The organism is Nocardiopsis valliformis DSM 45023, from assembly GCF_000340985.1.
Classification (GTDB): domain Bacteria; phylum Actinomycetota; class Actinomycetes; order Streptosporangiales; family Streptosporangiaceae; genus Nocardiopsis; species Nocardiopsis exhalans.
Genome location: NZ_ANAZ01000042.1, coordinates 1 through 25488, shown reverse-complemented (window position 1 = coordinate 25488; position 25488 = coordinate 1). Strand labels below are relative to the sequence as shown.

The 25488-nt window shown below is 70.3% G+C and carries 24 protein-coding genes; 17 read left to right on the top strand and 7 right to left on the bottom strand.

Annotated elements, in window-relative coordinates; genetic code table 11:
* Window positions 1-4: 4 nt before the first annotated feature.
* Together D457_RS0127700 and D457_RS0127695 are read right to left on the bottom strand one after the other, a co-directional pair.
* Window positions 5-1198, bottom strand: a complete 1194-nt coding sequence (locus tag D457_RS0127700; protein WP_017583935.1) for a J domain-containing protein — start codon at window positions 1196-1198, stop codon at window positions 5-7.
* 28 nt (window positions 1199-1226) lie between these two features.
* Window positions 1227-1685, bottom strand: a complete 459-nt coding sequence (locus D457_RS0127695; RefSeq protein WP_017583934.1) for a hypothetical protein — start codon at window positions 1683-1685, stop codon at window positions 1227-1229.
* A gap of 570 nt (window positions 1686-2255) precedes the next feature.
* On the opposite strand from D457_RS0127695, the gene argC reads away from it, so the two are divergent.
* From argC to D457_RS0127615, 16 genes are all read left to right on the top strand, one after another.
* The gene (gene argC, locus D457_RS0127690; RefSeq protein WP_017583933.1) at window positions 2256-3284 is read left to right on the top strand and encodes an N-acetyl-gamma-glutamyl-phosphate reductase; all 1029 of its coding nucleotides are present in this window, start codon (window positions 2256-2258) and stop codon (window positions 3282-3284) included.
* A gap of 22 nt (window positions 3285-3306) precedes the next feature.
* Window positions 3307-4098 carry a bifunctional ornithine acetyltransferase/N-acetylglutamate synthase gene (locus tag D457_RS0127685; RefSeq protein ID WP_017583932.1) on the top strand — a complete coding sequence of 264 codons (792 nt, stop codon included), beginning with the start codon at window positions 3307-3309 and terminating at the stop codon, window positions 4096-4098.
* A 44-nt stretch (window positions 4099-4142) separates the two neighbouring features.
* On the top strand, window positions 4143-5096 hold the full coding sequence (argB, locus tag D457_RS0127680) for an acetylglutamate kinase (RefSeq protein ID WP_394297052.1): 954 nt from the start codon (window positions 4143-4145) through the stop codon (window positions 5094-5096).
* The gene (locus D457_RS0127675; protein WP_017583930.1) at window positions 5093-6304 is read left to right on the top strand and encodes an acetylornithine transaminase; all 1212 of its coding nucleotides are present in this window, start codon (window positions 5093-5095) and stop codon (window positions 6302-6304) included. Before argB ends, D457_RS0127675 begins: the two co-directional genes overlap by 4 nt.
* Complete coding sequence (gene argF / locus D457_RS0127670) at window positions 6301-7248, top strand: ornithine carbamoyltransferase (RefSeq protein WP_017583929.1); 948 nt, start codon at window positions 6301-6303, stop codon at window positions 7246-7248. The genes D457_RS0127675 and argF overlap by 4 nt, the downstream gene beginning before the upstream one ends.
* Window positions 7245-7778: an arginine repressor gene (locus D457_RS0127665; protein ID WP_017583928.1), complete on the top strand. Its 534-nt coding sequence runs from the start codon at window positions 7245-7247 to the stop codon at window positions 7776-7778. Before argF ends, D457_RS0127665 begins: the two co-directional genes overlap by 4 nt.
* A gap of 50 nt (window positions 7779-7828) precedes the next feature.
* On the top strand, window positions 7829-9247 hold the full coding sequence (gene argH / locus D457_RS0127660; RefSeq protein WP_017583927.1) for an argininosuccinate lyase: 1419 nt from the start codon (window positions 7829-7831) through the stop codon (window positions 9245-9247).
* Between the two features lie 310 nt (window positions 9248-9557).
* Window positions 9558-12227 carry a sensor histidine kinase gene (locus D457_RS0127655; protein ID WP_017583926.1) on the top strand — a complete coding sequence of 890 codons (2670 nt, stop codon included), beginning with the start codon at window positions 9558-9560 and terminating at the stop codon, window positions 12225-12227.
* Window position 12228: 1 nt separating this feature from the next.
* Window positions 12229-12660 carry a roadblock/LC7 domain-containing protein gene (locus D457_RS0127650; protein WP_017583925.1) on the top strand — a complete coding sequence of 144 codons (432 nt, stop codon included), beginning with the start codon at window positions 12229-12231 and terminating at the stop codon, window positions 12658-12660.
* Window positions 12660-13202: a DUF742 domain-containing protein gene (locus D457_RS35130; protein WP_017583924.1), complete on the top strand. Its 543-nt coding sequence runs from the start codon at window positions 12660-12662 to the stop codon at window positions 13200-13202. The genes D457_RS0127650 and D457_RS35130 overlap by 1 nt, the downstream gene beginning before the upstream one ends.
* The gene (locus D457_RS0127640) at window positions 13183-13803 is read left to right on the top strand and encodes a GTP-binding protein (protein ID WP_017583923.1); all 621 of its coding nucleotides are present in this window, start codon (window positions 13183-13185) and stop codon (window positions 13801-13803) included. Before D457_RS35130 ends, D457_RS0127640 begins: the two co-directional genes overlap by 20 nt.
* Before the next feature lie 143 nt (window positions 13804-13946).
* Complete coding sequence (locus D457_RS0127635; protein ID WP_017583922.1) at window positions 13947-14864, top strand: sirohydrochlorin chelatase; 918 nt, start codon at window positions 13947-13949, stop codon at window positions 14862-14864.
* 345 nt (window positions 14865-15209) lie between these two features.
* Complete coding sequence (locus tag D457_RS33590) at window positions 15210-17627, top strand: nitrate- and nitrite sensing domain-containing protein (RefSeq protein WP_083926884.1); 2418 nt, start codon at window positions 15210-15212, stop codon at window positions 17625-17627.
* The gene (locus tag D457_RS0127625) at window positions 17617-18066 is read left to right on the top strand and encodes a DUF742 domain-containing protein (RefSeq protein WP_017583921.1); all 450 of its coding nucleotides are present in this window, start codon (window positions 17617-17619) and stop codon (window positions 18064-18066) included. Before D457_RS33590 ends, D457_RS0127625 begins: the two co-directional genes overlap by 11 nt.
* A gap of 87 nt (window positions 18067-18153) precedes the next feature.
* Window positions 18154-19380 (top strand): L-2-hydroxyglutarate oxidase, encoded by a 1227-nt coding sequence (gene lhgO / locus D457_RS0127620; RefSeq protein WP_017583920.1) that lies wholly within the window; start codon window positions 18154-18156, stop codon window positions 19378-19380.
* Window positions 19381-19549: 169 nt separating this feature from the next.
* Window positions 19550-20056 carry a hypothetical protein gene (locus D457_RS0127615; protein ID WP_026117092.1) on the top strand — a complete coding sequence of 169 codons (507 nt, stop codon included), beginning with the start codon at window positions 19550-19552 and terminating at the stop codon, window positions 20054-20056.
* A gap of 138 nt (window positions 20057-20194) precedes the next feature.
* Here the strand turns inward: D457_RS0127615 and D457_RS0127610 are convergent, their stop codons facing one another.
* From D457_RS0127610 to D457_RS0127595, 4 genes are all read right to left on the bottom strand, one after another.
* Window positions 20195-20941: an HNH endonuclease family protein gene (locus tag D457_RS0127610; RefSeq protein ID WP_017583918.1), complete on the bottom strand. Its 747-nt coding sequence runs from the start codon at window positions 20939-20941 to the stop codon at window positions 20195-20197.
* Window positions 20942-21068: 127 nt separating this feature from the next.
* Complete coding sequence (locus tag D457_RS0127605) at window positions 21069-21647, bottom strand: hypothetical protein (RefSeq protein WP_017583917.1); 579 nt, start codon at window positions 21645-21647, stop codon at window positions 21069-21071.
* Window positions 21647-22261 carry a TetR/AcrR family transcriptional regulator gene (locus D457_RS0127600; protein ID WP_017583916.1) on the bottom strand — a complete coding sequence of 205 codons (615 nt, stop codon included), beginning with the start codon at window positions 22259-22261 and terminating at the stop codon, window positions 21647-21649. Before D457_RS0127600 ends, D457_RS0127605 begins: the two co-directional genes overlap by 1 nt.
* Window positions 22254-23084 (bottom strand): alpha/beta fold hydrolase, encoded by an 831-nt coding sequence (locus D457_RS0127595; RefSeq protein WP_017583915.1) that lies wholly within the window; start codon window positions 23082-23084, stop codon window positions 22254-22256. Before D457_RS0127595 ends, D457_RS0127600 begins: the two co-directional genes overlap by 8 nt.
* 302 nt (window positions 23085-23386) lie before the next feature.
* Between D457_RS0127595 and tyrS the strand changes: the two genes are divergently transcribed.
* Complete coding sequence (gene tyrS, locus D457_RS0127590) at window positions 23387-24685, top strand: tyrosine--tRNA ligase (RefSeq protein ID WP_017583914.1); 1299 nt, start codon at window positions 23387-23389, stop codon at window positions 24683-24685.
* A 607-nt stretch (window positions 24686-25292) separates the two neighbouring features.
* On the opposite strand, the gene D457_RS36800 is transcribed toward tyrS, so the two are convergent.
* Window positions 25293-25488, bottom strand: a 196-nt coding sequence (locus D457_RS36800) for a hypothetical protein (protein WP_204367481.1), incomplete at its 5' end; no start/stop codon positions are given.

The following is a 25488-nucleotide window of genomic DNA, read 5'->3' as shown; positions in this document are numbered from 1 at the left end:
CGGCTTAGAAGCCGCGTGCGCCCAGGCGTTCGGCCATGCGGAGTTCGTAGGCCTCCTCCTGCTCGGTGCGGGCGTTCAACTCCCACTGAGGGGGACGGCAGTTCATCGCGACCAGGGCGATCGCGAGCCCGCCCAGGATGAGGAACACCAGTCCGAGGGGGTTGCCGAAGCTGAGCAGGAGCAGGCCGAGCAGGACGCCGCCTGGCGCGCTCCACCAGGTGAACGTGGAGATCCCCGAGCTCTCGAAGAGGCGGAAGGTGAACACGGGCTCCTCCGCCTGGGCGAGGAGAGCCACGACACGGCCGATGTGCTCCTTCAGTTCCCTGTCCCGCGGCCTGAGGTCGCGTGCCTCGTTGATCAGCGTCCGCATGCGTTCGATCTCGTGGTCACCGGTGATCAGGTACATGCTCTGACTCCGGACCCTCGGGATGCCGTCGGAGGCGCTCACCAGTGCCCTCGCCAGCTCGTCGCGCACGTCGGGATCATCGGGGAAGCGTTCGTGCAGGTCGCGCATGGTACTGAGCGCCTTGCTCCGCTTCCCGGCCTCGCGTTGTTGTTCTGCGAGGAGGCAACCGGCCTGCGGGGTGGTGTCGTGCTGGGCGGCGTTCTCCATGAGCGCGAGACCGCGTTCGGTCTCTCCCAGGGCCTCCGTGAGGAAACCGCCGACGTGGGAGGACCAGAGCGGGTTGGTCGGGTCCAGCCGCACGGCTGTGGTGCCCGCGATCTCGGCGCCCTCCGGATCGTCCAGATGCAGGCAGGCGGCGAAGAGGAGGAACCAGCCCTGGCCCAGGTCGGGGTTCTGCTCGGTGGCGCGGTTGGCGAAGAACCGGGCCGCCTTGTAGTCGTCGTTGAGGTAGGCCCCCTCGGCCCGGGCGAGGCTTTCCGCGCCTGGCGAGCTCGCCTCCGGTTCAGCGCCGGTCCCGCCGGTGGTGTCCTTCCCGGCATCCTGGGCGTGCCTGGTGTCGTAGGCGGCGCGCCGCCCGGGGTCGAGGAGGGTCTTCTCCGCCCGGGCTACGAGGTCGAGCATGTCCTCGGCCTCGCGGCGCAGCGCCCTCTTGTTGGAACCGGTGAACTGCTGCCATTCCAGGATGAGGGCGTCGAGCCGGTCCCTGATGGTGTCGATGTCGGCGCCAGGGCTGATCTCCAGCCGCTCGTAGTAGTCGACGAAACCCGGGTCGGCCGGGGTGGGGGCTGCCATGGTGTTCCTCGGTGGGTGAAGGGCGGGATCAGACCGGAACGTTCTGGCCGGCGTGGCGCTTCAGCTCGCGGCGGGCTTTGCGCCACCTGCGGCGGATGTAGACGGCCGGCATGGCGGACCGGAACTTGCCGTAGACGGTGAACACCTCCAGCTGGATCTCCGCCTCCACCGGTTCGTCCTCGGGGTAGTGACCCGCCGGAAAGTAGGGCACGTCGACCCTGATGACGTCATTGTCCGAGCTCAGGAGCTGGCCGTGGTAGCCAATGATGTCGCCGTCGTCGTCGGTGACCGCCTCGAGCACCGGGCGCCAGCGGATCACTCCGCCGCGGGCGGCCGCCTGCATGGCCCGCGGCAGCCATTCGGCGGGTTCGTCCAACCGTCCGCTCAGCGGAACCCGGTGGACGCCCTTCTCCCAGTGCGCCAGGGCGAAGCTGCCGACGACGGCGAGTCCGAAGAAGAGGAGGAAGAGGATGAATCCAGTTCCCATGGGGGCACTCCTTGCTCATGGGTGCGTGAAAGGAATACAGGGGGCATTGGCTGCTTTCAGAATGGAAAGGATCCGTTCTGGCCGAACGGGGATTCCGAATGCTGTTCGGTGTGCAGGCGGCGCCGCCCGGCTCGAGGGCCGCCTGCCCTGCCGGTTCGTAGCTCGCAGTGATGGAGACTAACAACGCCGATGCCGGAAATTACTGACAATTCATGGCCAACCTGGTGGGGCGGGCGCCTTTTTTCTCCGGGAATCGGATGATCAGTGATCCGTGGGAGTAAAGGGTCGCGGGTGGCCGCCGTGGCGCGTGGCGGCCACCCTGGTCGACTCGGTTCTTCGGTGAGATGACTACTCGTCGGGGTCCATGTCCTCGATCTCCCTTCCGTTGAGGTGCGGAAGGAAGCGCGCTTCCAAGAGGAAGTCTGTCGAGCGCGCGCGGCCCGGTCACTCCCGGGAAATCGGGATGGCGCGCGAGGAGAGGTGTGCGAGAGGGCACCATGCCGACTGGTTGCATAAACTTACAGAGCCATGCATGATGGTTCAGTCCAGTCGAGAAGAGAGGGTCTCACCATGGGATACACAGCGGCCATCGCCGGAGCCAGCGGCTACGCCGGGGGCGAGCTGCTGCGTCTGCTCCTGGGGCACCCCGACATCGAGATCGGCGCGGTCACCGCGGGCAGCAACGCCGGGACCCCCCTCATCCAACACCAGCCGCACCTACTCCCGCTGGCCGACCGCATCCTCGCGTCGACCACCGTCGAGGAGCTGCGCGGCCACGACGTCGTCTTCCTCGCCCTGCCGCACGGACAGTCCGCCGACATCGCCCAGCAGCTCGGCGACGATGTCCTGGTCGTGGACTGCGGAGCCGACTTCCGCCTCAACGACCCCGCCGCCTGGGAACGCTTCTACGGCACCCCCCACGCCGGGACCTGGCCCTACGGCCTGCCCGAACTGCCCGGCCAGCGCGAGCGCCTCACCAAGGCCCGCCGGGTCGCCGTCCCCGGCTGCCACGTCACCGTCGCCACCCTCGGCCTCTTCCCGGCCCTGGCCCAGCAGCTCGTCGAGACCGACCTCACCGTCGTCGCCGTCACCGGCACCTCCGGCGCGGGCAAGGCACCCAAGCCCAACCTGGTCGGCAGCGAGGTCATGGGCGCCCTCAGCCCCTACGGCGTCGGCGGCACCCACCGGCACAACCCCGAGATCGTCCAGAACCTCACCTCGGTCACCGGCGAGCCGGTCCACCTCTCCTTCACCCCGATCCTCGCGCCCCTGCCCCGGGGCATCCTCGCCACCTGCACCGCGCCCCTCAAGCCCGGCGTCAGCGCCGACCAGGTGCGCGCGGCCTACGAGACCACCTACGCCGACGAGCCCTTCGTCCACCTGCTCCCCGAGGGCACCTGGCCCAACACCGCCATGACGGTCGCGGCCAACACCACCCTCGTGCAGGTCACCGTGGACCCCGACGCGAACCGCATGGTCGCCGTCGCCGCCCTGGACAACCTGACCAAGGGGACCGCGGGCGGCGCGATCCAGAGCACCAACCTCGCCCTGGGCCTGCCCGAGGACACCGGCCTCCCGCTCGCCGCGGTCGCCCCCTGAGAACCCGGGAAGAGGCATTGACGTGAGTGTCACCGCACCCAAGGGCTTCCGCGCTGCGGGCGTGGCCGCCGGGATCAAACCCGACCGGGCCCGCGACGTCGCCGTCGTCATCAACGACGGCCCCTCCCGCGCCGCCGGGGCGGTCTTCACCGACCACCCCGACCCCGCCGCCCCGCTCCTGTGGTCCCGGCAGGTCGTCGCAGGCAGCCGCGTGCGCGCCGCCGTCCTCAACTCCGGCTGCGCCAACGCGGGCACCGGACCACTCGGCTTCCAGGCCGCCCACGCCGAGGCCGAGCACGCCGCCGACCTGCTCGCCGACTCCGCCGCCGAGATCGTGCTGTGTTCGGCCGGCCCGATCGGCACCGCCCTGCCCACCGAATCCATGAACACCGGGCTCACGGCCGCGCTCGCGGAGGCCGAACGCGGCGGTGGACTCCCCGCGGCCGACGCCATCCGCACCGGGGACACGGTCGCCAAGATCGCCTTCGGTCGCGGCGAGGGCGTCACCGTCGGAGGCATGGCCAAGGGGCCGGACGCCTCCGTCGGATCGGTCCTGTGCGTACTGACCACCGACGCCGACCTCAGCGCCGAGCAGTGCCAGAGTTTGGTCGCCGATGCCGCCGCCAAAGCCTTCGCCCCGATGACCGGGACCAACGACACCGTCCTGCTCATGGCCAGCGGCGCCGCTCCGACCACCCCCGACGAAGGGGCCCTCGCCGACTTGCTCACGAAGGTGTGCGAGGAGCTCGCCGCCCAGCTCGCCGCGGACACATCCGACACCGGAACTCCCCAGGACAGGCAGACCAACCCGTGAACTCCCGGATCTCCGACAACCCCACCCAGGACCAGGCCCAGGCCATGGACAAAGCGGCCAACCTCATCGAGGCGCTGCCCTGGCTCTCCCGCTTCCACGGCCGCACCGTCGTGGTCAAGTACGGCGGCAACGCCATGGTCAGCGAGGAACTGCGGGTCCGCTTCGCCGAGTCCATCGTCTTCCTGCACTACGCGGGCCTGCGTCCCGTCGTCGTCCACGGCGGCGGACCGCAGATCAGCGCCATGCTGGACCGCTCCGGGGTGGAGTCGACCTTCACCGCCGGACTCCGGGTCACCACCGACGAGGCCATGGACATCGTCCGCATGGTCCTCACTGGCCAGGTCAACCGCGAGATCGTCGGCCTGATCAACCAGCACGGACCCTTCGCGGTCGGCATGTCCGGCGAGGACGCCAACCTCCTCTACGCCGAGCGGAAGAGCGTCGAGGTGGACGGCGAGACCGTTGACATCGGTAGGGTCGGCGAGGTCAGCGAGGTCAACCCCGGCGCCGTCTCCGCGCTCATCGCCGACGGCCGCATCCCGGTGATCTCCAGCGTCGCCCGCGCCGACGACGGCGGCGTCTACAACATCAACGCCGATACCGCCGCCTCCGCGCTCGCCGTCGCGCTGGGTGCGAGCAAGCTCATCATGCTCACCGACGTTGAGGGCCTGTTCGCCGACTTCCCGGCCAACACCGACCTCATCCGGCGCCTGAACGTGGACGAGCTGCGCGCCCTCCTGCCCTCCCTGTCCTCCGGCATGCTCCCCAAGATGGAAGCCTGCTTGACCGCCGTCGAGGGCGGCGTACCCCAGGCCCACATCATCGACGGCCGTGTCCCGCACTCCCTGCTCCTGGAGGTCTTCACCGACCAGGGCGTGGGCACGATGGTCGCTGACGAGGAATTGGAGGCCGAACTCCTCGCCGGGAACGGCCACTACCCGCGCCCCTGGCGCCCCACCGACACCACCACTGAGCACAACCCTGGAGCCGTCAAGTGACCAGCAGCGAACTGAGGGAGCGCTTCGCCGCCTCGATCATGCCCAACTACGGGGTGCCGCCCGTGGCCCTGACCCTCGGGCGCGGCTGCGAGGTCTATGACGCCGACGGGCGCCAGTACCTCGACCTCATCGCGGGCATCGCCGTCTCCAGCCTGGGGCACGGACACCCCGCCCTGGTCAAGGCGGTCGCCCACCAGGCGGCCACCCTCGCCCACACCAGCAACCTCTTCGTGCACGAGCGCGAGGTCCAACTCGCCGAACGCCTCGTTGGGCTGCTCGGCGGTGACGCCAAGGTCTTCTTCGCCAACTCCGGCACCGAGGCCAACGAGGCCGCCCTCAAACTGGTCAAGCGCGCCGCTGGCCCCGGCCGCCACTACTTCGTCGCCGCCGACAAGGGCTTCCACGGCCGCTCCGCCGGATCTCTCGCCCTGACCGGCAAGGAATCCATCCGCGAACCCTTCGGCCCCTTCGGTATGGACGTGCGCTTCGTGCCCCACGGCGACCTGGAGGCCCTGACCGAGGCGGTCGACGAGAACTGCGTCGCCGTGTTCGTCGAGCCCACCCAGGGTGAGGCCGGGGTTGTCCCCGCCCCCGAGGGCTACCTCGCCGGGGTCCGCGCCCTGTGCGACGAGACCGGCGCGGCCTTCGTCCTGGACGAGATCCAGAGCGGTATCGGCCGCACCGGCCAGTGGTTCGCCCACCAGGAGGAAGGCGTGCGCCCCGACGTCCTCACTCTCGCCAAGGGCCTGGGCGGCGGACTGCCCATCGGCGCCTGCGTCGGTTTCGGCCGCTACGCCGACGCCTTCCACAAGGGCGACCACGGCTCCACCTTCGGCGGTAACCCGGTGGCCTGCGCTGCCGCGCTCGCCGTCATCGACACCATCGAGAGCGAGGGCCTGCTCGCCCACACCGCCGTGATGGGCGACCTGCTCGCCGAACAGATCGAGAGCGTCAAGCACCCCCTCCTGGCCGGGCAGCGCGGCAGCGGACTCTGGCGCGCCCTCGAACTCACCGGACCGCACGCGGCCCACGTCCAGGAACAGGCTGCCGTCCGCGGGTTCCTCGTCAACGCCGTGGCCCCCGACGCCATCCGTCTCGCCCCGCCCTTGGTCATCACACCCGAGCAGATCGGCGTGTTCATCGAGGCCCTGCCGACCATCCTGGACGCCGCCGAGGCCGCCGCGACGAAGGAGAAGAACCAGTCATGACCAGGCACTTCCTGCGGGACGACGACCTCACACCCGAGGAGCAGACCCGCGTCCTCGACCTCGCCGACGAGATGAAGCGCGACCGCTTCTCCTACCGGCCCCTGGCCGGGCCGCGCACGGTCGCTCTCCTCTTCGACAAGCCCTCCACCCGCACCCGGCTCTCCTTCTCCGTGGGCGTGGCCGACCTCGGCGGCAACCCGCTGGTCCTGGACTCCGGCAGCACCCAGATGGGCCGCGGTGAACCCATCGAGGACACCGCCCGGGTCCTGGAGCGCCAGGTCGCCGCCGTGGTCTGGCGCACCTTCGCCCAGGCCGACCTCGAGAACCTCGCCCGGCACATCAACGTCCCGGTGGTCAACGCGCTCACCGACGAGTTCCACCCCTGCCAGATCCTCGCCGACCTCCAGACGGTCCGTGAGCACAAGGGCACCCTGGCCGGGCTCACCCTCGCCTACCTCGGCGACGGCGCCAACAACATGTCCCACTCCTACCTGCTGGGCTGCGCCATCGCCGGCATGCACGTGCGGATCGGTGCCCCCGAGGGCTACCACCCGGACCCGGTCATCCTGACCAGGGCCAACGAGATCGCCGAGAGCACCGGAGGATCGGTCACCGTCACCGCCGACGCCCACAAGGCGGCCGAGGGCGCCGACGTCGTGGCCACCGACACCTGGGTCTCCATGGGCCTGGAAGACGAGAAGGAGGACCGCGAGGCCCCCTTCCGCCCCTACACCGTGGATGAGGCGCTCATGGCCGCCGCCCACCCCGAGGCGATCGTCCTGCACTGCCTGCCCGCCTACCGAGGCAAGGAGATCACCGCCGGGGTCATCGACAGCCCGCAGAGCGTGGTCTGGGACGAGGCCGAGAACCGCCGCCACGCCCAGAAGGCCCTGCTCGCCTACCTGCTCGAGAGCAGCGACAACCCCGAGCCCGAGACACGATGACCAACGACCACAGCGGTACGGCCCCGATGACCAAGGCCGCCCGCCACGCCCGTATCACCGATGTCCTCACCCGCGAGGACGTCCGCTCCCAGGGGGAACTGGCCAGGCGCCTCTCCGACGCCGGGGTCCAGGTCACCCAGGCCACGCTCTCCCGTGACCTGGATGAACTGGGCGCGGTCAAACTCCGCACCGCCGACGGCCACCTGGCCTACGTCCTGCCGGGGGAGGGCGGCGAACGCCTCCAGCGCACCCGCCCGGACACCCTCGGCCTCGAACAGGTCTCCGGGGCCCGCCTGAACCGGCTGGCCGAGGACCTGCTCGTCTCGGCCGAGGCCTCCGCCAACATGGTCATCATCCGCACCCCCCCGGGGGCGGCGCAGTACCTGGCCTCGGCCATTGACCACACCGACTTCCACGCCATCCTGGGCACCATCGCGGGCGACGACACCATCATGGTGATCGCCCGCGATCCCCGGGGCGGCGAGGAACTGGCCGCGGCGCTCCTGCGGTTGGCCGACCGTAAACCCTGACCGCACCCGTGCAGCCCGGCACCACCTGAACGTTCACTAAGGAGACCACGATGGCCGACCAGCCCGAGGCCCTGCGCCTGTGGGGCGGCCGCTTCGAGGGAGGACCGGACCAGGCTCTGGCCCGTCTCTCGCTGAGCACCCACTTCGACTGGCGGCTCGCCCGCCACGACATCGCGGGTTCACGCGCCCACGCCCGCGCCCTGCACCGCGCCGGACTGCTCTCGGCCGACGAACTCGACCGCATGATCGCGGGCCTGGACCGGCTGGAGGCCGACGTGGCCTCGGGGGAGTTCACCCCCGTGCTCGAGGACGAGGACGTGCACACCGCGCTGGAGCGGGGCTTCATCGAGCGGGTCGGCCCCGAACTCGGCGGCCGGCTGCGCGCCGGACGCTCGCGCAACGACCAGATCGCCACGCTGGTCCGCATGTACCTGCGCGAGGAGGCCCGGTCCATCGCTGACCAGCTCCTGGACCTAGTGCGCGCCCTCGCAGACCAGGCCGGGGCCCACCCCGACGCCGCTATGCCGGGCCGCACGCACCTGCAGCACGCCCAGCCCGTGCTGCTCGCCCACCAGCTGATGGCGCACGCCTGGCCGCTGGTCCGCGACGTCGAGCGGCTGCGCGACTGGGACTGCCGCGCCGCGGTCTCGCCCTACGGTTCCGGTGCCCTGGCCGGTTCCTCTCTGGGCCTGGACCCCGAGGCGGTCGCCGCCGAGCTCGGTTTCCCGGCCTCCTCGGAGAACTCCATCGACGGCACCGCCGCCCGCGACGTCGTCGCCGAGTTCGCCTTCGTCACCGCGATGATCGGCGTGGACCTGTCCCGGCTCTCGGAGGAGATCATCCTGTGGGCGACGAAGGAGTTCTCCTTCATCACCCTGGACGACGCCTTCTCCACCGGCTCCTCGATCATGCCGCAGAAGAAGAACCCCGACGTCGCCGAGCTCGCCCGCGGCAAGGCGGGCCGCCTGGTCGGTGACCTCACCGGCCTGCTCACCACCCTCAAGGGGCTCCCGCTGGCCTACAACCGGGACCTGCAGGAGGACAAGGAGCCGGTCTTCGACGCCGTGGACAGCCTGCACCTGCTGCTGCCCGCCATGACCGGCATGGTCGCCACCCTGACCTTCCACACGGACCGGATGGCGGAGCTGGCCCCGCAGGGCTTCTCCCTGGCCACCGACATCGCCGAGTGGTTGGTCCGCGAGCGCGTCCCCTTCCGCGAGGCCCACGAGATCGCGGGCACCTGCGTGCGAGTGTGCGAGGAGCGCGGCATCGACCTGCCCGATCTCGGCGACGCCGACTTCGCGCAGATCTCCGAACACCTGACCTCGGCCGTGCGCGAGGTCCTGACCGTGCCGGGGTCCCTGGCCTCCCGCGCGGGCCGCGGCGGCACCGCCCCGGTCCGGGTCGCCGAACAGCTCGACCGCCTGCGCTCGGACGTCGAGGCACACCGCAAGGCCTTCATTTCCTAGCCACGCCCGTCGTGAGGGGGCCCTGCCGGATCCGTATGGCGATCCGGCAGGGCCCCTTCACCTGTGCGCCGGGCGTGGGAGCCCGGTCGTTCACGCCCGGGAGGAAACGTCCCGCGCAGGTCCGGCCGCCAGGTCCGGTAGGAAACCAATCTGGAATTCCCCCCGCACGGCCGTGGCTGGTGCGGTAGCGTCCTGAGTCTGCGGGCACCACACGTGTTCCCCTCTGCGCGTACCGTGACGACCCGCGTGGGAACCGGCACGCACCACGCGTGGCCTCCGGTGCCCGCGCCGAGTCCGTGGGAGGAGCGCAGTGGGTCAGTCAGGGGGCACAGGGCGCGGGGCCAAGACCGGCATCAGGACGCAGCTCAACAGGATCGTGCTGATCCCCAGCATCACCTTCCTCGTACTGTTCGTCGTGCTGAGCAGTGCCACCCTCGCTCAGGCGATCTCCCTGCGCTCCTCGGTCACCGACGGCCGGGCCGGGGTCGACCTCGCCGAGGCGCTCACCGCACTCCAGACCGAACGCCGCCTCAGCGCCGAGTACCTCACCGCCCCCGGCGGCCAGACCCGGCAGCGGCTCGTCGGTGCCGCGGAGACCACCGACGAAGCACTCATCAGGGTCCGGGACGTGCGCGACACCCTGGAGGATGACGGCGACTCCCCGGACCCGCTGACCCAGGGGTTCTTCGACTCCCTGGACGAGGTCCAGGCTCTGCGTACGGATGACCTCGCCGACCCGGGTCCGGTGACCGACGCCCTGGACGCCTACACCGCAGCGATCCACCATGGCATCCGCCTCTACGCGAACACCGTCCGAGGGCTGGACGACGGCCCCGCCTCCGATGCCGCCTCGGCCGCCGACAACCTGCTGTGGGCCCAGGAGAGCTTCGGCCACGCCGACGCCCTGGTCACCACGGTCCTGGCCGAGCGTGATCTCAGCCGGGCCGAACAGGCCGAGATCGCCTCCCTCACCGGTGACACGCGCCGCCGCCTGGACGCCATGGTCCCGGCCACGGATTCGGTCACGGACTCTGTGGAAGACGCAGCGGAAGACACAGCGGAGGCCACCGCCGAACCGGTGGCCAGCCGGGAACAGGTCCCCACCGTCGACCAGGTCACCGCGGGCGCAGCCTGGGCCGACGCCATGGAGATGGCCGACACCCTCGTCCAGCACGAGGCACGGATCGACACCGACCCCCTCACCGGTGAGCTGACCCGCGACACCGCTCCACCGGACGGACTCGGCGGCTGGCGCGCGGCCGCCGACCAGGTCAACATCGGGCTGGCCGCGGTCACCGCGGAGCGAGTGGACACCGTCGTCTCCGCCACCGAGGAGGCCAGCTCGTGGATGTTCACCCTGGCCCTCGGCGGTGGGATCACCTCCATGTTCGCCGGAACGGTCGCCTACGGCACCGCCGCTCGCTCGGCCGGCCGCCTCACCTACCGACTGGCCAAGCTCAAGGCGGAGACGCTCGGCATCGCCCGCAGCGACCTCCCCCGGATCGTGCGACGCCTGGAGGCGGGTGAGAGAGTCGACCTGGACACCGAGATGAAACAGCTCGACCACGGCGCCGACGAGGTCGGCCAGGTCGCCGACGCCTTCAATACCGCCCAGCGCACCGCGGTCGGCGCCGCCGTCAAGCAGGCCGACATCCGGGCCGGAGTCGGCCGGGTCTTCCTCGGTATCGCGCACCGGAACCAGTCCCTCGTGCAACGCCAGCTCCAGCTCCTGGACCGGATGGAACGCGAGGAGGAGGACCCCGACCTGCTGGAGAGTCTCTTCCAGCTGGACCACCTGGCCACCCGCGGCCGCCGCCACGCGGAGAACCTCATCATCCTCGGCGGGGCCCAGCCGGGCCGCCGCTGGCGCCACCCCGTCCCGCTCGTGGACATCCTGCGCGGCGCCATCTCCGAGACCGACGAGTACGCCCGGGTCGAGCTGACCTCCGCCCCGGACCTGTCACTGGTGGGCGCGGTCGTCGCCGACGTCATCCACCTCCTGGCGGAGCTGGTCGAGAACGCCACCGCCTACTCGCCGCCGCACACCGACGTCACCATCGCCACGGACAACGTCCCCAAGGGTGTGGTGATCGAGATCGAGGACCGCGGTCTGGGGATGACCGAGGAGGTCCTCACCGACAACAACGAGAAGCTCGCCAAGGCGCCGGAATTCGACATCATGACCCCCGGCACCGACGGCCGCCTCGGTATCTTCGTCGTGGCCAGGCTCGCGCGCAAACACGAGATCAGTGTGCAGCTGCGCCACTCCCCGTACGGGGGCACCCGGGCCGTGGTGCTCGTGCCCAGCGCCCTGGTGGTCTCCGCCGGCGCCGCCATGACGGAGCGCCCCCGGGCTGCCGTGCTCGCCCGCTCCAGCGCGGCCCGGCTCGACCACTCGGGAACCTCCGGACACGGGGACCGCGAGAACCGGGAGGACCCCGCGGACCTGCTGTCCGCAGAGGCCGGGTCCAGGCCGGCCCGACCGGTGCTGCGTTCGGTCCCCGAGCACGGAGAGCGCGTCCCCGAGGCCGCACCGCGGGAGCACGCCCAGGGCGCCCCGCTGCTGCGCCAGGTGCCGGACCTGGAACCCGAGCCGAGGGAACGGGTTCAGGGGGAGGCTCCCGCGCCGCTGCCCAGACGGGGGGCCGACAGTGCGCCGGCGGACGGCACCCGGGTCGGGGGAGTCCGGGGAGACGGCACCCGGGTGGGCGCGGGGCCGGACCGGGCAGGGCTGCCCCGGCGCAGAAGGCAGGCCAGCCTCGCCCCCCAGCTCCGCGACGAACCCGCCTACGGTGCCCCCGCCCACGAACCCGAACCGGTGCCACAGCGCAGCCCCGAACAGGCGCGCCGGATGATGGACGCCTTCAGCGCGGGGACCCGGCGGGGCCGGGCCGAGGAGCTCGGCCGGGAAGGACCCGAGCACAGCAGTGATGACCAGGTCGGTGCAGGTGCCGACGACCATACGGGAGAGAGCGACTGAGATGGTGAGCAAGAGCAAGGCTGCGGACAACCTGGACTGGCTCCTCGACGACCTGGTCGACCGTGTCGTGGGGGCCAGCCACGCGATCGTTCTGTCGGCCGACGGACTGCTGCTCGGCCGCTCCCGGGAACTGGCTTCGGAGGATGCCGAACACCTGTCCGCACTGGCCTCGGCGTTCCAGAGCCTGGCCCGGGGCACCGGTCGCCACTTTGGCGGCGGCGACGTACGCCAGACCGTGGTGGAGATGGAGCACTCCTACCTGTTCGTCACCGCGGCCGGTGCCGGTGCCTGTCTGGCCGTCCTGGCCACGGAGGACGCCGACGTCGGTCTGGTCGCCTACGAGATGAACCTGAGGGTCAAGCGGGTCGGCCAGTTCCTCACCGCGGCGCCCCGGCACCCGGCACACCTGACGGCCATGGGAGGCGGGAGTTAGTGAACATCTCCGGAGAGCAGCGCAGGGCCAACCAGCGCGGCGCACCGCTGTCGAGCGTGGCGTCCCTGGCCGAGGAGCGGGAGGGGCGGGGGAGCGGGCAGGAGCCCGGATCGGCCCGGCGCCCGCCTGCGACCTGGCACCGGGGGCGGGGACACCCCACCTCCGAGGGGCCCTCCGCCGGGGTCAACCCGGGCGACGCACCGGCCGGTCCGCTGGTCCGGCCCTACACGATGACTAGGGGACGGACCCGGCCCGGTAACGAGGGGCGCCGACTGGACCTGATCACGATCGTGATGGCCGCCCGCGACCGCGCCGATCGCGCCCGCGATCCCGAACTCCAAGCGATCCTGACACTGTGTCGCAGGCCCATATCGGTGGCGGAGATCTCCGCGCGCCTGGACATACCGCTGACGGTGGTCAAGGTGCTCCTCGGTGATCTCGTGGCCGAGGGCGACGTTCATACCCGGGCCACGGCGCCCGTGACCCAGCTCCCCGAGAAGAAAGTACTTCAGGCGGTACTCGATGGCATCCGCAGACTCTGAGATCCGGCCGGGAACCCAGGAGGCGCGTCAGGCGCCGGAGGCGATCCCCCAGGCCGTCAAGATCATCGTCGCCGGGGGGTTCGGCGCGGGCAAGACCACGATGGTGGCCTCTGTCAGCGAGATCACCCCGCTGAGCACCGAGGAGGTGATGACCGAGGCCAGCCAGGGGGTGGACGACCTCGGGGGAGTGGAGAACAAGACCACCACCACGGTCGCGCTGGACTTCGGCCGCATCACCATCAACGAGGACATCGTGCTGTACCTGTTCGGCACCCCGGGACAGGACCGCTTCTGGTTCATGTGGGAGGAACTGGTGGAGGGCGCCCTGGGGGCCGTGGTCCTGGCCGACACACGGCGCCTGGACACCTGCTTCCACGCGGTGGACTTCTTCGAGCGCCGGGGGCTGCCGTTCGTCGTCGCGGTCAACCGCTTCGAAGGGGCCGCCGAGTACAGGATCGAGGAGGTGCGCGAGGCCCTCGACATCCCGCCCGAGGTCCCCGTGCTGATGGCGGACGCCCGCGAACGCGAATCCGCCAAGGAGGTCCTCGTCCGGCTAGTCACCCATGTCATCAACAGCCGACGCCCGGCGCTGAGCGGCTGACCTGGCCCCGCCCTTCGGAACAGCGTCGGTCCGGTATACGTTCAGGAGAAACGCCCGTGAATGTGGTGTTGAACGCTACAATGTCGCGGCAGTGACCACCCGCTTTGACAGCGCACCCATCCACCTCTCGTCTGAATCCTGGTATGCGAAACTCTGACCGACTTCCCCCACGCGAACTGCCCAAGCGGCGTTCCGGACGCCACCGCAACCCGCTGTCCTTCGACAACTGGTTCGGTACCCCCGCCCTGATCATGGCGGTCCCGGGCACGGCTGAACAGGCCAGGGACGCCGACGGTGAGTTGATCGGTGCCCGAATGGCCGATCTCGTCCGGGCCTACCGCCCCGAGGTCACCATCCGGTTCGGACACACCCAGGGCCAGGAACAGAGCCTCGACGAGGCCCTGACCGGCCTGGAGAAGTCCGACGAACGCCCGCTCGCCGGGGTCGTGGTCCCGCTGGTCACCGCCCCGCACGCGGCCACCAGCGCCGCGATCGGGGCGGCTGTGGCCAAGGCCGGGGCCGACGTCCGCGTCACCGAGGGCCTGGGCCCGCACCCGATGCTGGCCGAAGTACTGCACCTGCGCCTGGCCGAGGCCGGGTACGTGCGCGCCGACCGCATGCGCCTGATCAGTGTGACCGCCCGCAACACCACGATGGCCGACGGCGTCGTGGTGGGGGCCGTGGGTGGTGAGGGCGCGGTGGGCGCCGCCGGGGTGACCGCGGTCCTGCTCGCGGCCCGGCTCGGCTTGACTGTGCTCCCCGCGGACTTGGAGAACGAGGCCTCGCTCGAGCAGGTCCTGGCCCAGCTCCGCCAGGGAGGCTGCCAGCGCCCGGTCATCGCGCCCAGCGCGCTGGGTCCGGAGATGCCCGCCGATCAGCTGGCCGACCTCGCCGAGCGCTTCGGTGCCAGGGCCTGCGCGTCCCTGGGGGCGGACAGCCTCCTGGGCAAGATCGCCGCGCTGCGCTACGCCGAGGTGCTCAACTCGCTCGGTGTGGAGCAGCCCCCCACCGCGGAGGAGCTGCCCGCCCCGGTGGGCTCCCGGCACCGGCCGGAGTCCTGAATCCGCGGCATCTCGCGACACGCCGTACCTGATACACGAGGCTTCCAGCGAAACGCGACACGCCACGCCAGGACCTCTTCCTCAGGAACTCTCACGCAGGGCCGCTCGGATCTCCGGGCGGCCCTGCGGCGTTGACCGGAGTCCCCGGTCGTGTTTGACCTGCTCTTTCGTTCCGTTTTGGTCGCTCTCTAGCACGCTCGGCGCCGATCATCCAACGATGTTGGATAACTAGTCGTGATGGTTTGACAACGTACGGCAATGATTTTTCGATAGCCTCGGCAGGACCGAAAGCCGCCGGGGCACCTCTCCAGGACGCCGCGGCACCCGCACGGGCTGGAGGGGGCCATGCGAAGAACTCACGCGTCCACCCGGACGATCCGCGGGCAGCTCAACCGAATCGTGCTCATCCCGAGCCTGTGCTTCCTCGCGCTCTGGCTCATCGTGGCCACACTCGGCACCGTCCAGGCCGCCCAGCTCATGGGCGCTGTCAGCCAGGCCAAGGAAGGCACCGAGGTTCTCTCCCAGGCCGCGACCGAACTCCGGGCCGAGCGCCGCCTGTCCATGGTCCACCTGGGGGTCCAGGACGGTGCCGGCGAGTCGAACTTCCACGGAGAGCTGGAGGAGCAGCGACAGAGCACGGACGAGGCCCTGACCGAGGCTGTGACCCTCGCCGAACGGCTGCAGAACGGCCGCGACGACGAGGTGATCCGTAACGCCGCCCTGGTGACAGGAACCCCGGACATCCTGACCCCCCTGCGCTCGGCGGTCGACGCCCGCACCGCCAACCGTGAGGAGACCCTGGTCAGCTACGGGGGCCTCCTGTCCACCCTCACCGACACCGCCACCGCGCTGCTGCACACCACCGATGGCGGCGAGAACCTCACCGACGCCGTCCTTACCAGGGAGCTTCTCGGCGCTCGCGAGGACTACGCGACCGCCGACGCCCTGCTCGCCGGGGTCATCCCCGCAGGGAAGATGACCTACGAGGAGACGGCCCACTTCACCTTCCTCACCGCCTCCTACCGCGCCACCCTGGACACCGTCACCCACGCGATGCACCCCAGCGTGCGCGCCGACTACGAAGCCCTGGTCCAGGAGGATCTCTGGACCACCGCCGAAGCGCTCAGCCGCCGAGTCGTCACCCGGCCCCCGGTCGCCGAGGCCGACGACACGCTCCCCGGACAGGAACCCCTGACCGAGTGGAACTCCGTCATCGAGGTCGAGGCCGACGCCTGGGACGCTTCCTCGTCCGTCGCCGCCCTGGCCCTGGACGGCATCGCGGAGGCCCAGACCGCGCGCACCGTGGACCTGGCCTGGAGCGCCGCCCTGCTGAGGGTCGCCCTCGGGGTCGCCGCCGCGGCCGTCACCCTGATCGGCGGGGTGGTCGCCATCGCCCTGGTGAGCCGCTCCTCACGCCGACTCTCCGAACGCCTCACCGGCCTGCGCGAACAGATCCTGGACCGGGACGCCGACCTGCCCGAGATCATCGATCGCGCCCAACGGGGCAACAAGGTCGACGTCGTGGACGAACTCCCGGCCCTGGACGAGATGGGTGACGACGAGATTGGCCAGGTCGCCGAGGCCTTCGACAGCGCCCAGATCACCGCGGTGGAGGCGGCCGTCCGGCAGGCCGAGATCCGCCGCGGCGCCAACCGCGCCTTTCTCGGGATCGCCTTCCGCAACCAGACCCTGGTCCAGCGCCAACTGCGCCTGCTCGACGAGATCGAGTACAACGAGCAGGACCCCGAGGCCCTGCGGCGGCTCTTTCGCCTGGACCACCTGGCCACCCGGGCCCGCCGCTACGCCGACAACCTCATCATCCTGGGCGGCGGCCAGTCCGCCCGCCGCTGGCGCCAGCCCCGGCCGCTCGTGGACGTGCTGCGCGCCGCCATCGCCGAGACCGAGGACTTCGACCGGGTCCGGCTCACCTCCGCGCCCCGGGTACTCATGCACGGCCAGGTCGTGGCGGACGTCGTCCACCTCCTCGCCGAACTGGTGGAGAACGCCACCCAGTTCTCACCCGCCGGGACCCCCGTGGACGTCGGCTGCACCCCGGTGGGCGGGGGTCTGGTCGTGGAGATCGAGGACCGCGGCCTGGGCATGTCCGAACAGGGGTACGCGGCCGCCGAGCGCACGCTCACCCGGCCACCGGAGTTCGATGTGATGGCCCTGCCCGACGACCCCCGTCTGGGCCTGTTCGTCGTGGCCCGCCTGGCAGAACGGCACGGCATCCGTGTGTGGCTGCACCCCTCGCCCTACGGGGGGACCCTGGCCACCGCGCTCATCCCGGACAGCCTGCTGGAGCCCGCGGACAACCCGGCCGCGGTCAACGGAGCTCCCGTCGGGGTGCCCTCCTTCCCGGGGGTACTCGGCCACCTGAACCCCCAGGGGACGGTGCCTTCGGGGCCCGGGCAGCCGGGACCGACGTACCCGTCGGGGCCGCAGGGCGCACCGGGACCGTACGGGCACTCCGGCCCCCAGGGGACCCCGGTCCCCACCGATCCCCGGGCACGGAGCGGACCGCAGGCCTCCGGCGGCCATCAGCCGCCGAACGGCCACCAGCATCCGAGCGGCCCGCAGTACCAGATCGGCGCCTCCGGACCCCAAGGGCCGTACGGACCCTCCGGCGGGCAGGTCTCCTTCGGGGGACAGGAGCCCTTCACAGCGCAGGAACCCTTCGGGGAACCCGAGCCCTTCGGCCCCGCCACACCCGACACCACAGCTTTCCCGACACCGCCCAGAGGAGGACACAGTGAGCGCTGAGGGCCGCCACGCCCGTCGCCTGACGGACCGTGGCACGGCCAACCGCACCGACGGGAACGAAGCCAGACCCGTCGACGGAGGAGAGGACGCGGAGAACGAGAGGTTCCTGCGCCCCTACGCCGTCGACGCCGGAACCGCGGCGGCCGTGCCACCCACCACCAGAACCACCGACCTCGACCTGCTGACCCTCGTCATGGCCGCCCGTACCCCCGGCCGCCACGAGTGGTTGCGCCCCGAACGGGAGACCATCCTCAACCACGCACTGCGGGCCCGGACCGTGGCCGAACTCGCCGCGGAGGTCGGGCTCCCCATGGGGCAGGTCCGCGCGATGGTCGCCGACATGGTCTCCGACGGCTCACTCCAGCGCTGCGGCCCCTCCCGGCCCCTGGGGCGCGAGGACATACTGCACGCGGTCCTCGTCGGACTCCGCTCCCTGTGACTACGGGCCGCAGGTGAGGCTCCCCTTCGACGATGACTCCGGGACCCTCACCCCGGCGGTCGGCCAGCGGGTTGCTAGCGTGCGCCCATGCGCAGCACCGAACACATCGGCATCATCGGAGCGGGGATCGTCGGTTTGGCCGTGGCCCGCCACATCACCCTCCACCGTCCTGGCACCCGGGTCACCGTCCTGGAGAAGGAGAACCGGGTCGCCGCGCACCAGACCGGCCATAACAGCGGCGTCGTCCACGCCGGGCTCTACTACCGGCCCGGATCTCTCAAGGCCACCCTCTGTCGCAGGGGCATCGGGCTGCTCAGGGATTACTGCGCGGAGAACGGCCTGCCCTACGAGGAGGCGGGCAAGCTCCTCGTCGCGGTGAACCCCGAGGACGAGGCCCGCCTCGACGACATCGAGCGCAGAGCCAAGGAGAACGGCGTCCCCGGCGTCACCCGCCTGGGTCCCGAGGGCCTGCGCGAGATCGAACCCCACGCGGCGGGCATTGCCGCCCTGCACTCGCCCACCACCGCCATCACCGACTTTGTCGGGGTCGCTGAGCAGATCGCCGACGACGTGCGCCGCTCCGGCGGCCGCGTCCTGCTCAACACCCCCGTCATCGACCTCCGCCAGGACCACGACGGCACCGAGGTCCTCACCGGTGACCCCAAGGGGGAGCGGGTCATCCACCGGTTCGACCGGCTGGTCCTGTGCGGCGGACTCCAGAGCGACCAGCTCGCCCGTATGGCCGGCGGCGCCGCTGACCCCCGAGTCGTCCCCTTCCGCGGCCGCTACCACGAGCTCGTCCCCGAACGCCGCGACCTCGTGCGCGGCCTCCTCTACCCCGTCCCAGACCCCCGCTACCCCTTCCTGGGCGTGCACCTGACCCGCCATGTCCACGGCGAGGTCATGGCCGGACCCAACGCCATCCTGGCCCTGGCCCGGGAGGGCTACCGCGCACGCGACCTGCGCGCCCGCGAACTCGCCCAGACCCTGGCCTGGCCCGGGTTCTGGCGGTTGGCCCGCAAGCACTGGTCCGTCGGCGCCCGGGAGACCCTGGTGTCGGCCTCCCGCGCGGTCTTCGCCGCTCAGGCCCGCCGTCTGCTCCCCGAACTCACCACCGCCGACCTGCGCCCCGCTCCCGCCGGGGTCCGCGCCCAGGCCCTGGGCCGCGACGGCGGCCTCCTGGACGACTTCCACGTGGACACCCACGGCCGGGTGGTGTGCGTGCGCAACGCACCCTCGCCCGCGGCGACCTCCTCCTTGGCGATCGCCGAGTTCCTGTACGACAACCACATCTGCAACGGCAGCGGCTACTGATCCGGGCACCGGCCGGGGCGATCGCCGAAAGGGGCATCGACCAGCCCAGGGTGTGTCGGAACGGAGTTATCCACAGGTTCGGGCACACTCTGGTACTGGTCGCCGTCCTAGCGGAGCATGGAAGAACCGGTGCTTCGGGACGGTCCCGTGGTCACCGGTGGAGGTGACCATGCCCCTGACCAGGTGGGCCGCGGCGGCCCTCGCCACCGCGCTCGCACTCGTTCTCACGGCGGCAGTGCCCGCCGTCGGCCCTCAAGGAGGACCCTTGGACGGATTCACCATCGGACACCTACCCGCCCAGGTCGGTGCACAGGCCTCGACCCTGGACTCCGACTACGAGTGGGAGGACGTCGCCTTCACCGCCCGGTTCTGGGAGCAGGCCAAGGAGGGCGGTGGATTCCAGGTGGTACTGCAGGTCCTGGTGCTGCGGGGGGAGAAGCTCACCGACCTGGCCGCGGTCCGCGATTTCCTCACTCACTACCACGAGCGCGATCCGGACACCTGGCACCTGAGGGACTTCGACAACAACGGCACCGAAGGCCTGTACGGGGAGACCGAGGCCTTCTGGACCCCGGGCCCGGGGGTCGCCGTCGAGGTCCGCGACGCCTCAGGCCTCCTCGGCGAGGAGGAGCTGCTCGCCACTGCGAGGGGGATCAGCCCGGAGAACCCGGCGTAGGCCGAGGCCCGTGAGGCAGGGCCGATGCCGGTACAGGTCGGGGACTGCGAGAACGGATCGGACCGCGGAAAGACCGCGGGCCGGGCCGACCACACGGGAGAAGGTCGGCCCGGCCCGTGAAGCACGGGGCGGCAGGGATCAGCAGCCGTCGAGGACCTCGCGCAGCGCGGCCTCCTCCTCCGGGTCCGCGCTCAGGTTCCACACGTGCTTGACCTCGATCCAGGAGACCACGTAGTCGCAGTGGGAGGACTCCAGCGGCGGCAGCCAGTTCGCCGGGTCCGCGTCACCCTTGGAGCGGTTGCTCGAGGCGCTCACCGCCCACAGCTGGGAGGAGTCGAGGTCGTTCGCGAACCGCTGGCGCTCCTCGGTCGACCAGGCGTGGGCGCCCGACCGCCACCCTTCCTTCAGGGCGACCATGTGGTCGATATCGATGTCCTGCGCGTCAGTGAAGGTCTCACCGTCGAAGGCGCTGTACCAGGAACCGGACACCGGCTGGCAGTTGTCGTCGGTCTCCACGTCCTCGCCGTCGCGAAGCAGCACGACCTGGCGGGTGGTGCAGTTGCCCTCCACCCCTCTGTCCCAGTGCGGGAAGAGCGCGCGGTCGTAACCGGGAGGGTCGTGCTCCTCCTCGATCGTCAGCTCCTCCAGCTGCTGTCTGGCCTGTTCGACGTCGGAGGAGGAGGCGCTGCCGGGGGAGCCCTGCGGCGCGGCGGCGGGGTCGCCGACCTCCAGTTCGATCACCCCCAGCTGCTGCAGTGCGAAGGCGGCGATCACCAGGAGACCGATGACCGTACCGGCGATCGCGGCCAACCTGGAGGCGGGCTTACCGCTCTTACCGCCCTTGCCGGTTCGGCCCGGGCGGTTGGCGGAGGGTTTTTTGGCCATAGGGGAACTCCAACACTTTCTTGCCTCCCGTGACGGGCGGGTCGTCCGGTCCGGGTCCCTCAAGCTTGGCCCATCACACGGCCGGTCCGTAACACCGCCCGCGGTCAGACCTGCCTGGCCACAAGCCTCAGCCCAGGAGGTCGAGCACGAAGGAACCCACCAGCAGCAGCGCGATCCCGGCGCTGTAGGACCAGGCCCGCACCGGGCGGGGCTGGTCGCGCAGGGTGCGCCAGGTGTAGAGCACGACACCGGCCAGGACCAGCGCGCCCTCGACCACGGCGGTCGCCGCGGGGTTCTCCCAAAGCCCCAGGCCGAGCAGGGGGAACGCGCCCGCGTCCCCCGGGAGGATCGGCAGGTCCGAGCGGTGCACCAGCAGGTCGAGGAACCAGTGGCTGAACACCACCGAGCCCAGGACCAGACCGGCGTCACGCCCCCACCGCTCCCTCAGGAAGTAGTGCACGAGTAGTCCCACCAGGAAGGCGAGAAGGAGGTTCCCGACCAGTGAGTGCGAGTATTCGGCTGTGATGAGCAGGGAGCCGTACCCGGATAGTCCGGGTTCGGCGGTTTCCATGGTCTCCACCCCGGCCAGGCTCAGGGGTACGAAGACCAGGTCAGGTAACTGGGTGGCGACCAGCAGCGCCGCCATGGGGATCCCGGGTCGCCACGCCTTGACGATCCCGGCCACCCCGAAGTGTCCGGCCAACATCAGTTCTCTCCCTCGTGTGTGGTGTGGTCAGCGGCGCGTCCGGTGGCACTCGCGGGCCAGCGCTCTAGGGCGCGGATGAAGCCCTCCACCAGTACGTCGTAGCTCTCGTCGATGTTCTCGGGCATCCTGAACCCGCCCTGGGCCTCCAGGTCGATGAACCCGTGCACGGCGCTGCGCAGCGCGCGGATCGTGTGGACCATCTGGTCCTCGGGGATGTCGAAGCCGCGCAGCACCGCCGCAATCACCTGGACGGGTCGGGCGTAGATCTTCGAGGCCTCGGTGTCCGACGGGTCGGGCGCCCGCTGAGTCGCGGTGTAGCCGCCAGGGTGCTCGTGCGCGTAGTTCCGGTAGGCGGTGAAGAGCGCGCGGACCGCCTCGGGCCCGGAGAGCCCGACCGCGGCGCTCTGGAGCCGGTCGCCCAGTTCGGTCACGGTGAGCAGGGACACCTCCCGGCGCAGCCCGGCCAGTCCGTCGACGTGCTTGTACAGGCTCGGCGGCGCGACCCCGAAGCGTTTGGCGACCGCGGCCAGGGACAGCTCGTCGAAACCCCGTTCGTCGCTGATCGCGGCGGCCTCGGCCGCGATCAGAGCGGGGGTGAGGCCGACCCTAGGCACCGGCGTTCACCCTCTCTGCGAGGTCGATCAGGGCGGGCACCACCACGTCGGGACGCTGCGACTGCGGGTAGTGGCCGCACTCGGGGACCATGACCACGCGGCCCTCCACCACCGAGGCCACCCAGGCGGCCTCGGCCCGGGGATCCGGCCAGTCCGGATCCTGCTCGCCCATGATCACCACGGCCTCGGCTACGGGAGGCTCGGCCCCCTGGACCCGCTCCTCCGACACCTTCGGGCCGTTGATGGTCTCCCGGATCGCCCGGTAACGGTCAACGGGGCGGAGCATCCGGAGCACCCGGTCCAGCTGCTCGGCGTGCCCTTGGGGGGTCCGTCCGGCGTGGAGCTTGTCGTAGAAGAGCGTCAGCGCCCGGGGCGCCCAGGGGCGGGCGAGCAGGACCTTGAGTAGGGCCCGCTTCGCCCAGCCGGACTCCGGGGCCCGCAGGAAGGGACCGAGCAGGGCGATTCCGGCGACCAGGTCGGGACGGTCGAGGGCGGCGATGGTCACCGCTCCGGCGCCCAACGAGTTGCCCGCCATCACGATCCTCGCGTCGGCCAGCTCCTGGTTCAGCTCCTCGGCTAAGGCGATCGCGTCGGTCGCCGCGGCGAGGTCGGTGTGATCGCTGAAGGTGATGTCGCTGTCCCCGTGCCCGCGCAGGTCCATGGCGGCCACGCGGTACCCGGCGGCGGCGAGAGCGGTGCCCACGAAGCGGAAGGAGGCGCGGTGGTCGAACATGCCGGGCACGCAGACCACCAGTGTTCCGGTGTTCTCGGCCCCGTAGAGGTCGTAGGCGATACGCCCCTCGGGGCGCTGAAGGTGGTGCATGGCGGTGCTCCCTCGTCCGTTGAGCCTGTGGCGTCCGTTGTGTGCGCTAGGTGCGTAGCGTGCCTGGCCCGCGTCAGTAGGCTCATGGGTATAGCCTTAAAGCTAATGGCGTTAGCTTTGTTGGTCAAGGGTTCTCGCTCCGAGGTCGGGAACCGGGGCTCGGGAGGTCGCGTGAACTGGAGTGACGTGCAGCCGATAGCGTTGCCGTGTGAGGGAAAACCGGGTGACCCACGTGTGTACCCGACCTACACTGCTAGGCAGATCGGGCCGAAGGGCCCGCCTACACAACAGAGAGCCACACAGTGATCGACATCATCGACGAACTCCAGTGGCGCGGCCTGATCGCGCAGACGACCGACCTTGACGCACTTCGCAAGGCGCTGGCCGATGGTCCGATCACCCTCTATTGCGGGTTCGACCCGACCGCGGGCAGCCTGCACGTCGGCCACCTCACCCAGGCCCTCACCTTGGCCCGCTTCCAGCAGGCCGGGCACCGTCCCATCGCCCTCGTCGGCGGTGGCACGGGTCTCATCGGTGACCCCAAGCCCAGCGCCGAGCGTCAGATGAACTCGGTGGAGACGGTACGGGGCTGGGTGGACAACCTGGCTGGGCAGCTCTCGGCCTTCCTGCGCTTCACCCCCGAGGGTGAACAGGCAGGCCCCACCGACGCCATCCTCGCCAACAACGGCGACTGGCTGGGCGGGATCAACGCGATCGAGCTGCTCCGCGACGTCGGCAAGCACTTCAGCATCAACCAGATGCTGGCCCGCGAGACGGTCAAGAGCCGTCTCGACGGCGAGGGCATGAGCTACACCGAGTTCAGTTATGTGCTCCTGCAGTCCTACGACTACGTCGAGCTCTACCGGCGCTACGGCTGCACGCTCCAGACCGGCGGCTCCGACCAGTGGGGCAACATCACCGCTGGCCTGGACTTGGTCCGCCGGATGGACGGCAACGAACCGCACGGCCAGGCGCATGCCTTGACCACGAACCTGCTGACGAAGGCCGACGGCACCAAGTTCGGTAAGACCGAGACCGGCACGGTCTGGCTTGACCCCGAGCTCACCTCGCCGTACGCCTTCTACCAGTTCTGGTTCAACGCCGACGACCGCGACGTCATCCGCTACCTCAAGGTGTTCAGCTTCCTCTCACGTGAGGAGATCGAAGACCTCGAGCAGCAGACGAAGGAGCGGCCGCAGGCGCGTGCCGCGCAGCGCACGCTGGCAGAGACGCTGACGACGCTGGTCCACGGCGAGGCGGAGACCCGCAAGGTCAAGGACGCCAGCCTGGCGCTGTTCGGCCGTGCCGACCTGTCCGAGCTGGACGGTCGCACCCTGGACGCGGCCCTGGCCGAGGTGCCCAAGGCCGAGGTCGAGGGTCCGGTCGGCGAACTGCTCATCATCGACCTGTTCGCACAGAGCGGTCTGACCCCGAGCAAGTCGGCGGCCCGTCGCGCCATCCAGGAGGGCGGCGCCTACGTGAACAACGTGAAGGTCACCGACGTCGAGGCCAAGCTCAGCGCGGACGACATGCTCGCAGACCGCTTCGTCGTACTCCGCAAGGGCAAGCGCAATATCGGTGGGGTCGTCCTCAAGGGCTAGCGCCGACCAATGACGGATGACGTGATGGTGCCATGACGTCACGCTGACCGAGCACGTGCTGACAGAGGCGTGTGCTGACGGAACAGGCCAAGGGCCGGCCCCTCCCGAGGGGTCGGCCCTTGGGTGTTTTCGGCCGACTCCCTGTCCACCTGTAGGTGGCCTCCACCGGGTCGCCCTTTGTGACTGGGGCGGTCATCAAGGGTGGTCATAGATGTTCGCTCAAGCTGGGGTTTGGTCTTGGCATGATCCGGGCAAGATGGTCGATGTCTGACAACTGCCGACGTAACGACGCGATCCTGGTGTGAGGACCGCGCACGTCAGGGCCTTGAGAAGCCGCCCGATCAGGGGCGACCGAGGCCCGGATCGCCGAGATGGCGCCCGATCCGGGTCCCGACTTGACGTCTGTCGATGAGCTGCCTATAGTCGTAAGAGTCGCTGCGGGACGGCGAGCAGGGCCTGCTGAGGTTCTGGCTCAGCACCGTGCCGCGATCACAGACATCCTCTTCGAAGCAAAATGATCCGAGTAGTGCTCGGGGCATGTAAGCTCGGGGAGTTGCTTCAAACAGCCCAGCGAAAACAACGCGGTAAAAACACCGCCGAGGAAACGCTAGACTGGGAAAAGCACAACGGGCTTTACCCCGATCTGGTTCACACAAACCGCCGATTTGGCGGGGCGCGGAACGCCTGATAAAGTAAAGACACAACACAGCGTCTCTGCCGCTAGCGCGGTGGAACGGTCGTGAAAGCGGCCGAAACGCAGAAGAAAAAAGCCTTCCACGGAAGAGCAGACGGAACCAGCTGGT

What these genes read in the sequence shown, in the direction of transcription:
- D457_RS0127700 (WP_017583935.1), bottom strand. Translation starts at nt 1,198, where the DNA reads ATGGCAGCCCCCACCCCGGCCGACCCGGGTTTCGTCGACTACTACGAG.
- D457_RS0127695 (WP_017583934.1), bottom strand. Translation starts at nt 1,685, where the DNA reads ATGGGAACTGGATTCATCCTCTTCCTCCTCTTCTTCGGACTCGCCGTC.
- argC (WP_017583933.1), top strand. Translation starts at nt 2,256, where the DNA reads ATGGGATACACAGCGGCCATCGCCGGAGCCAGCGGCTACGCCGGGGGC.
- argB (WP_394297052.1), top strand. Translation starts at nt 4,143, where the DNA reads ATGGACAAAGCGGCCAACCTCATCGAGGCGCTGCCCTGGCTCTCCCGC.
- argF (WP_017583929.1), top strand. Translation starts at nt 6,301, where the DNA reads ATGACCAGGCACTTCCTGCGGGACGACGACCTCACACCCGAGGAGCAG.
- D457_RS0127665 (WP_017583928.1), top strand. Translation starts at nt 7,245, where the DNA reads ATGACCAACGACCACAGCGGTACGGCCCCGATGACCAAGGCCGCCCGC.
- argH (WP_017583927.1), top strand. Translation starts at nt 7,829, where the DNA reads ATGGCCGACCAGCCCGAGGCCCTGCGCCTGTGGGGCGGCCGCTTCGAG.
- D457_RS0127650 (WP_017583925.1), top strand. Translation starts at nt 12,229, where the DNA reads ATGGTGAGCAAGAGCAAGGCTGCGGACAACCTGGACTGGCTCCTCGAC.
- D457_RS0127640 (WP_017583923.1), top strand. Translation starts at nt 13,183, where the DNA reads ATGGCATCCGCAGACTCTGAGATCCGGCCGGGAACCCAGGAGGCGCGT.
- D457_RS0127635 (WP_017583922.1), top strand. Translation starts at nt 13,947, where the DNA reads ATGCGAAACTCTGACCGACTTCCCCCACGCGAACTGCCCAAGCGGCGT.
- D457_RS33590 (WP_083926884.1), top strand. Translation starts at nt 15,210, where the DNA reads ATGCGAAGAACTCACGCGTCCACCCGGACGATCCGCGGGCAGCTCAAC.
- lhgO (WP_017583920.1), top strand. Translation starts at nt 18,154, where the DNA reads ATGCGCAGCACCGAACACATCGGCATCATCGGAGCGGGGATCGTCGGT.
- D457_RS0127615 (WP_026117092.1), top strand. Translation starts at nt 19,550, where the DNA reads ATGCCCCTGACCAGGTGGGCCGCGGCGGCCCTCGCCACCGCGCTCGCA.
- D457_RS0127610 (WP_017583918.1), bottom strand. Translation starts at nt 20,941, where the DNA reads ATGGCCAAAAAACCCTCCGCCAACCGCCCGGGCCGAACCGGCAAGGGC.
- D457_RS0127605 (WP_017583917.1), bottom strand. Translation starts at nt 21,647, where the DNA reads ATGTTGGCCGGACACTTCGGGGTGGCCGGGATCGTCAAGGCGTGGCGA.
- D457_RS0127595 (WP_017583915.1), bottom strand. Translation starts at nt 23,084, where the DNA reads ATGCACCACCTTCAGCGCCCCGAGGGGCGTATCGCCTACGACCTCTAC.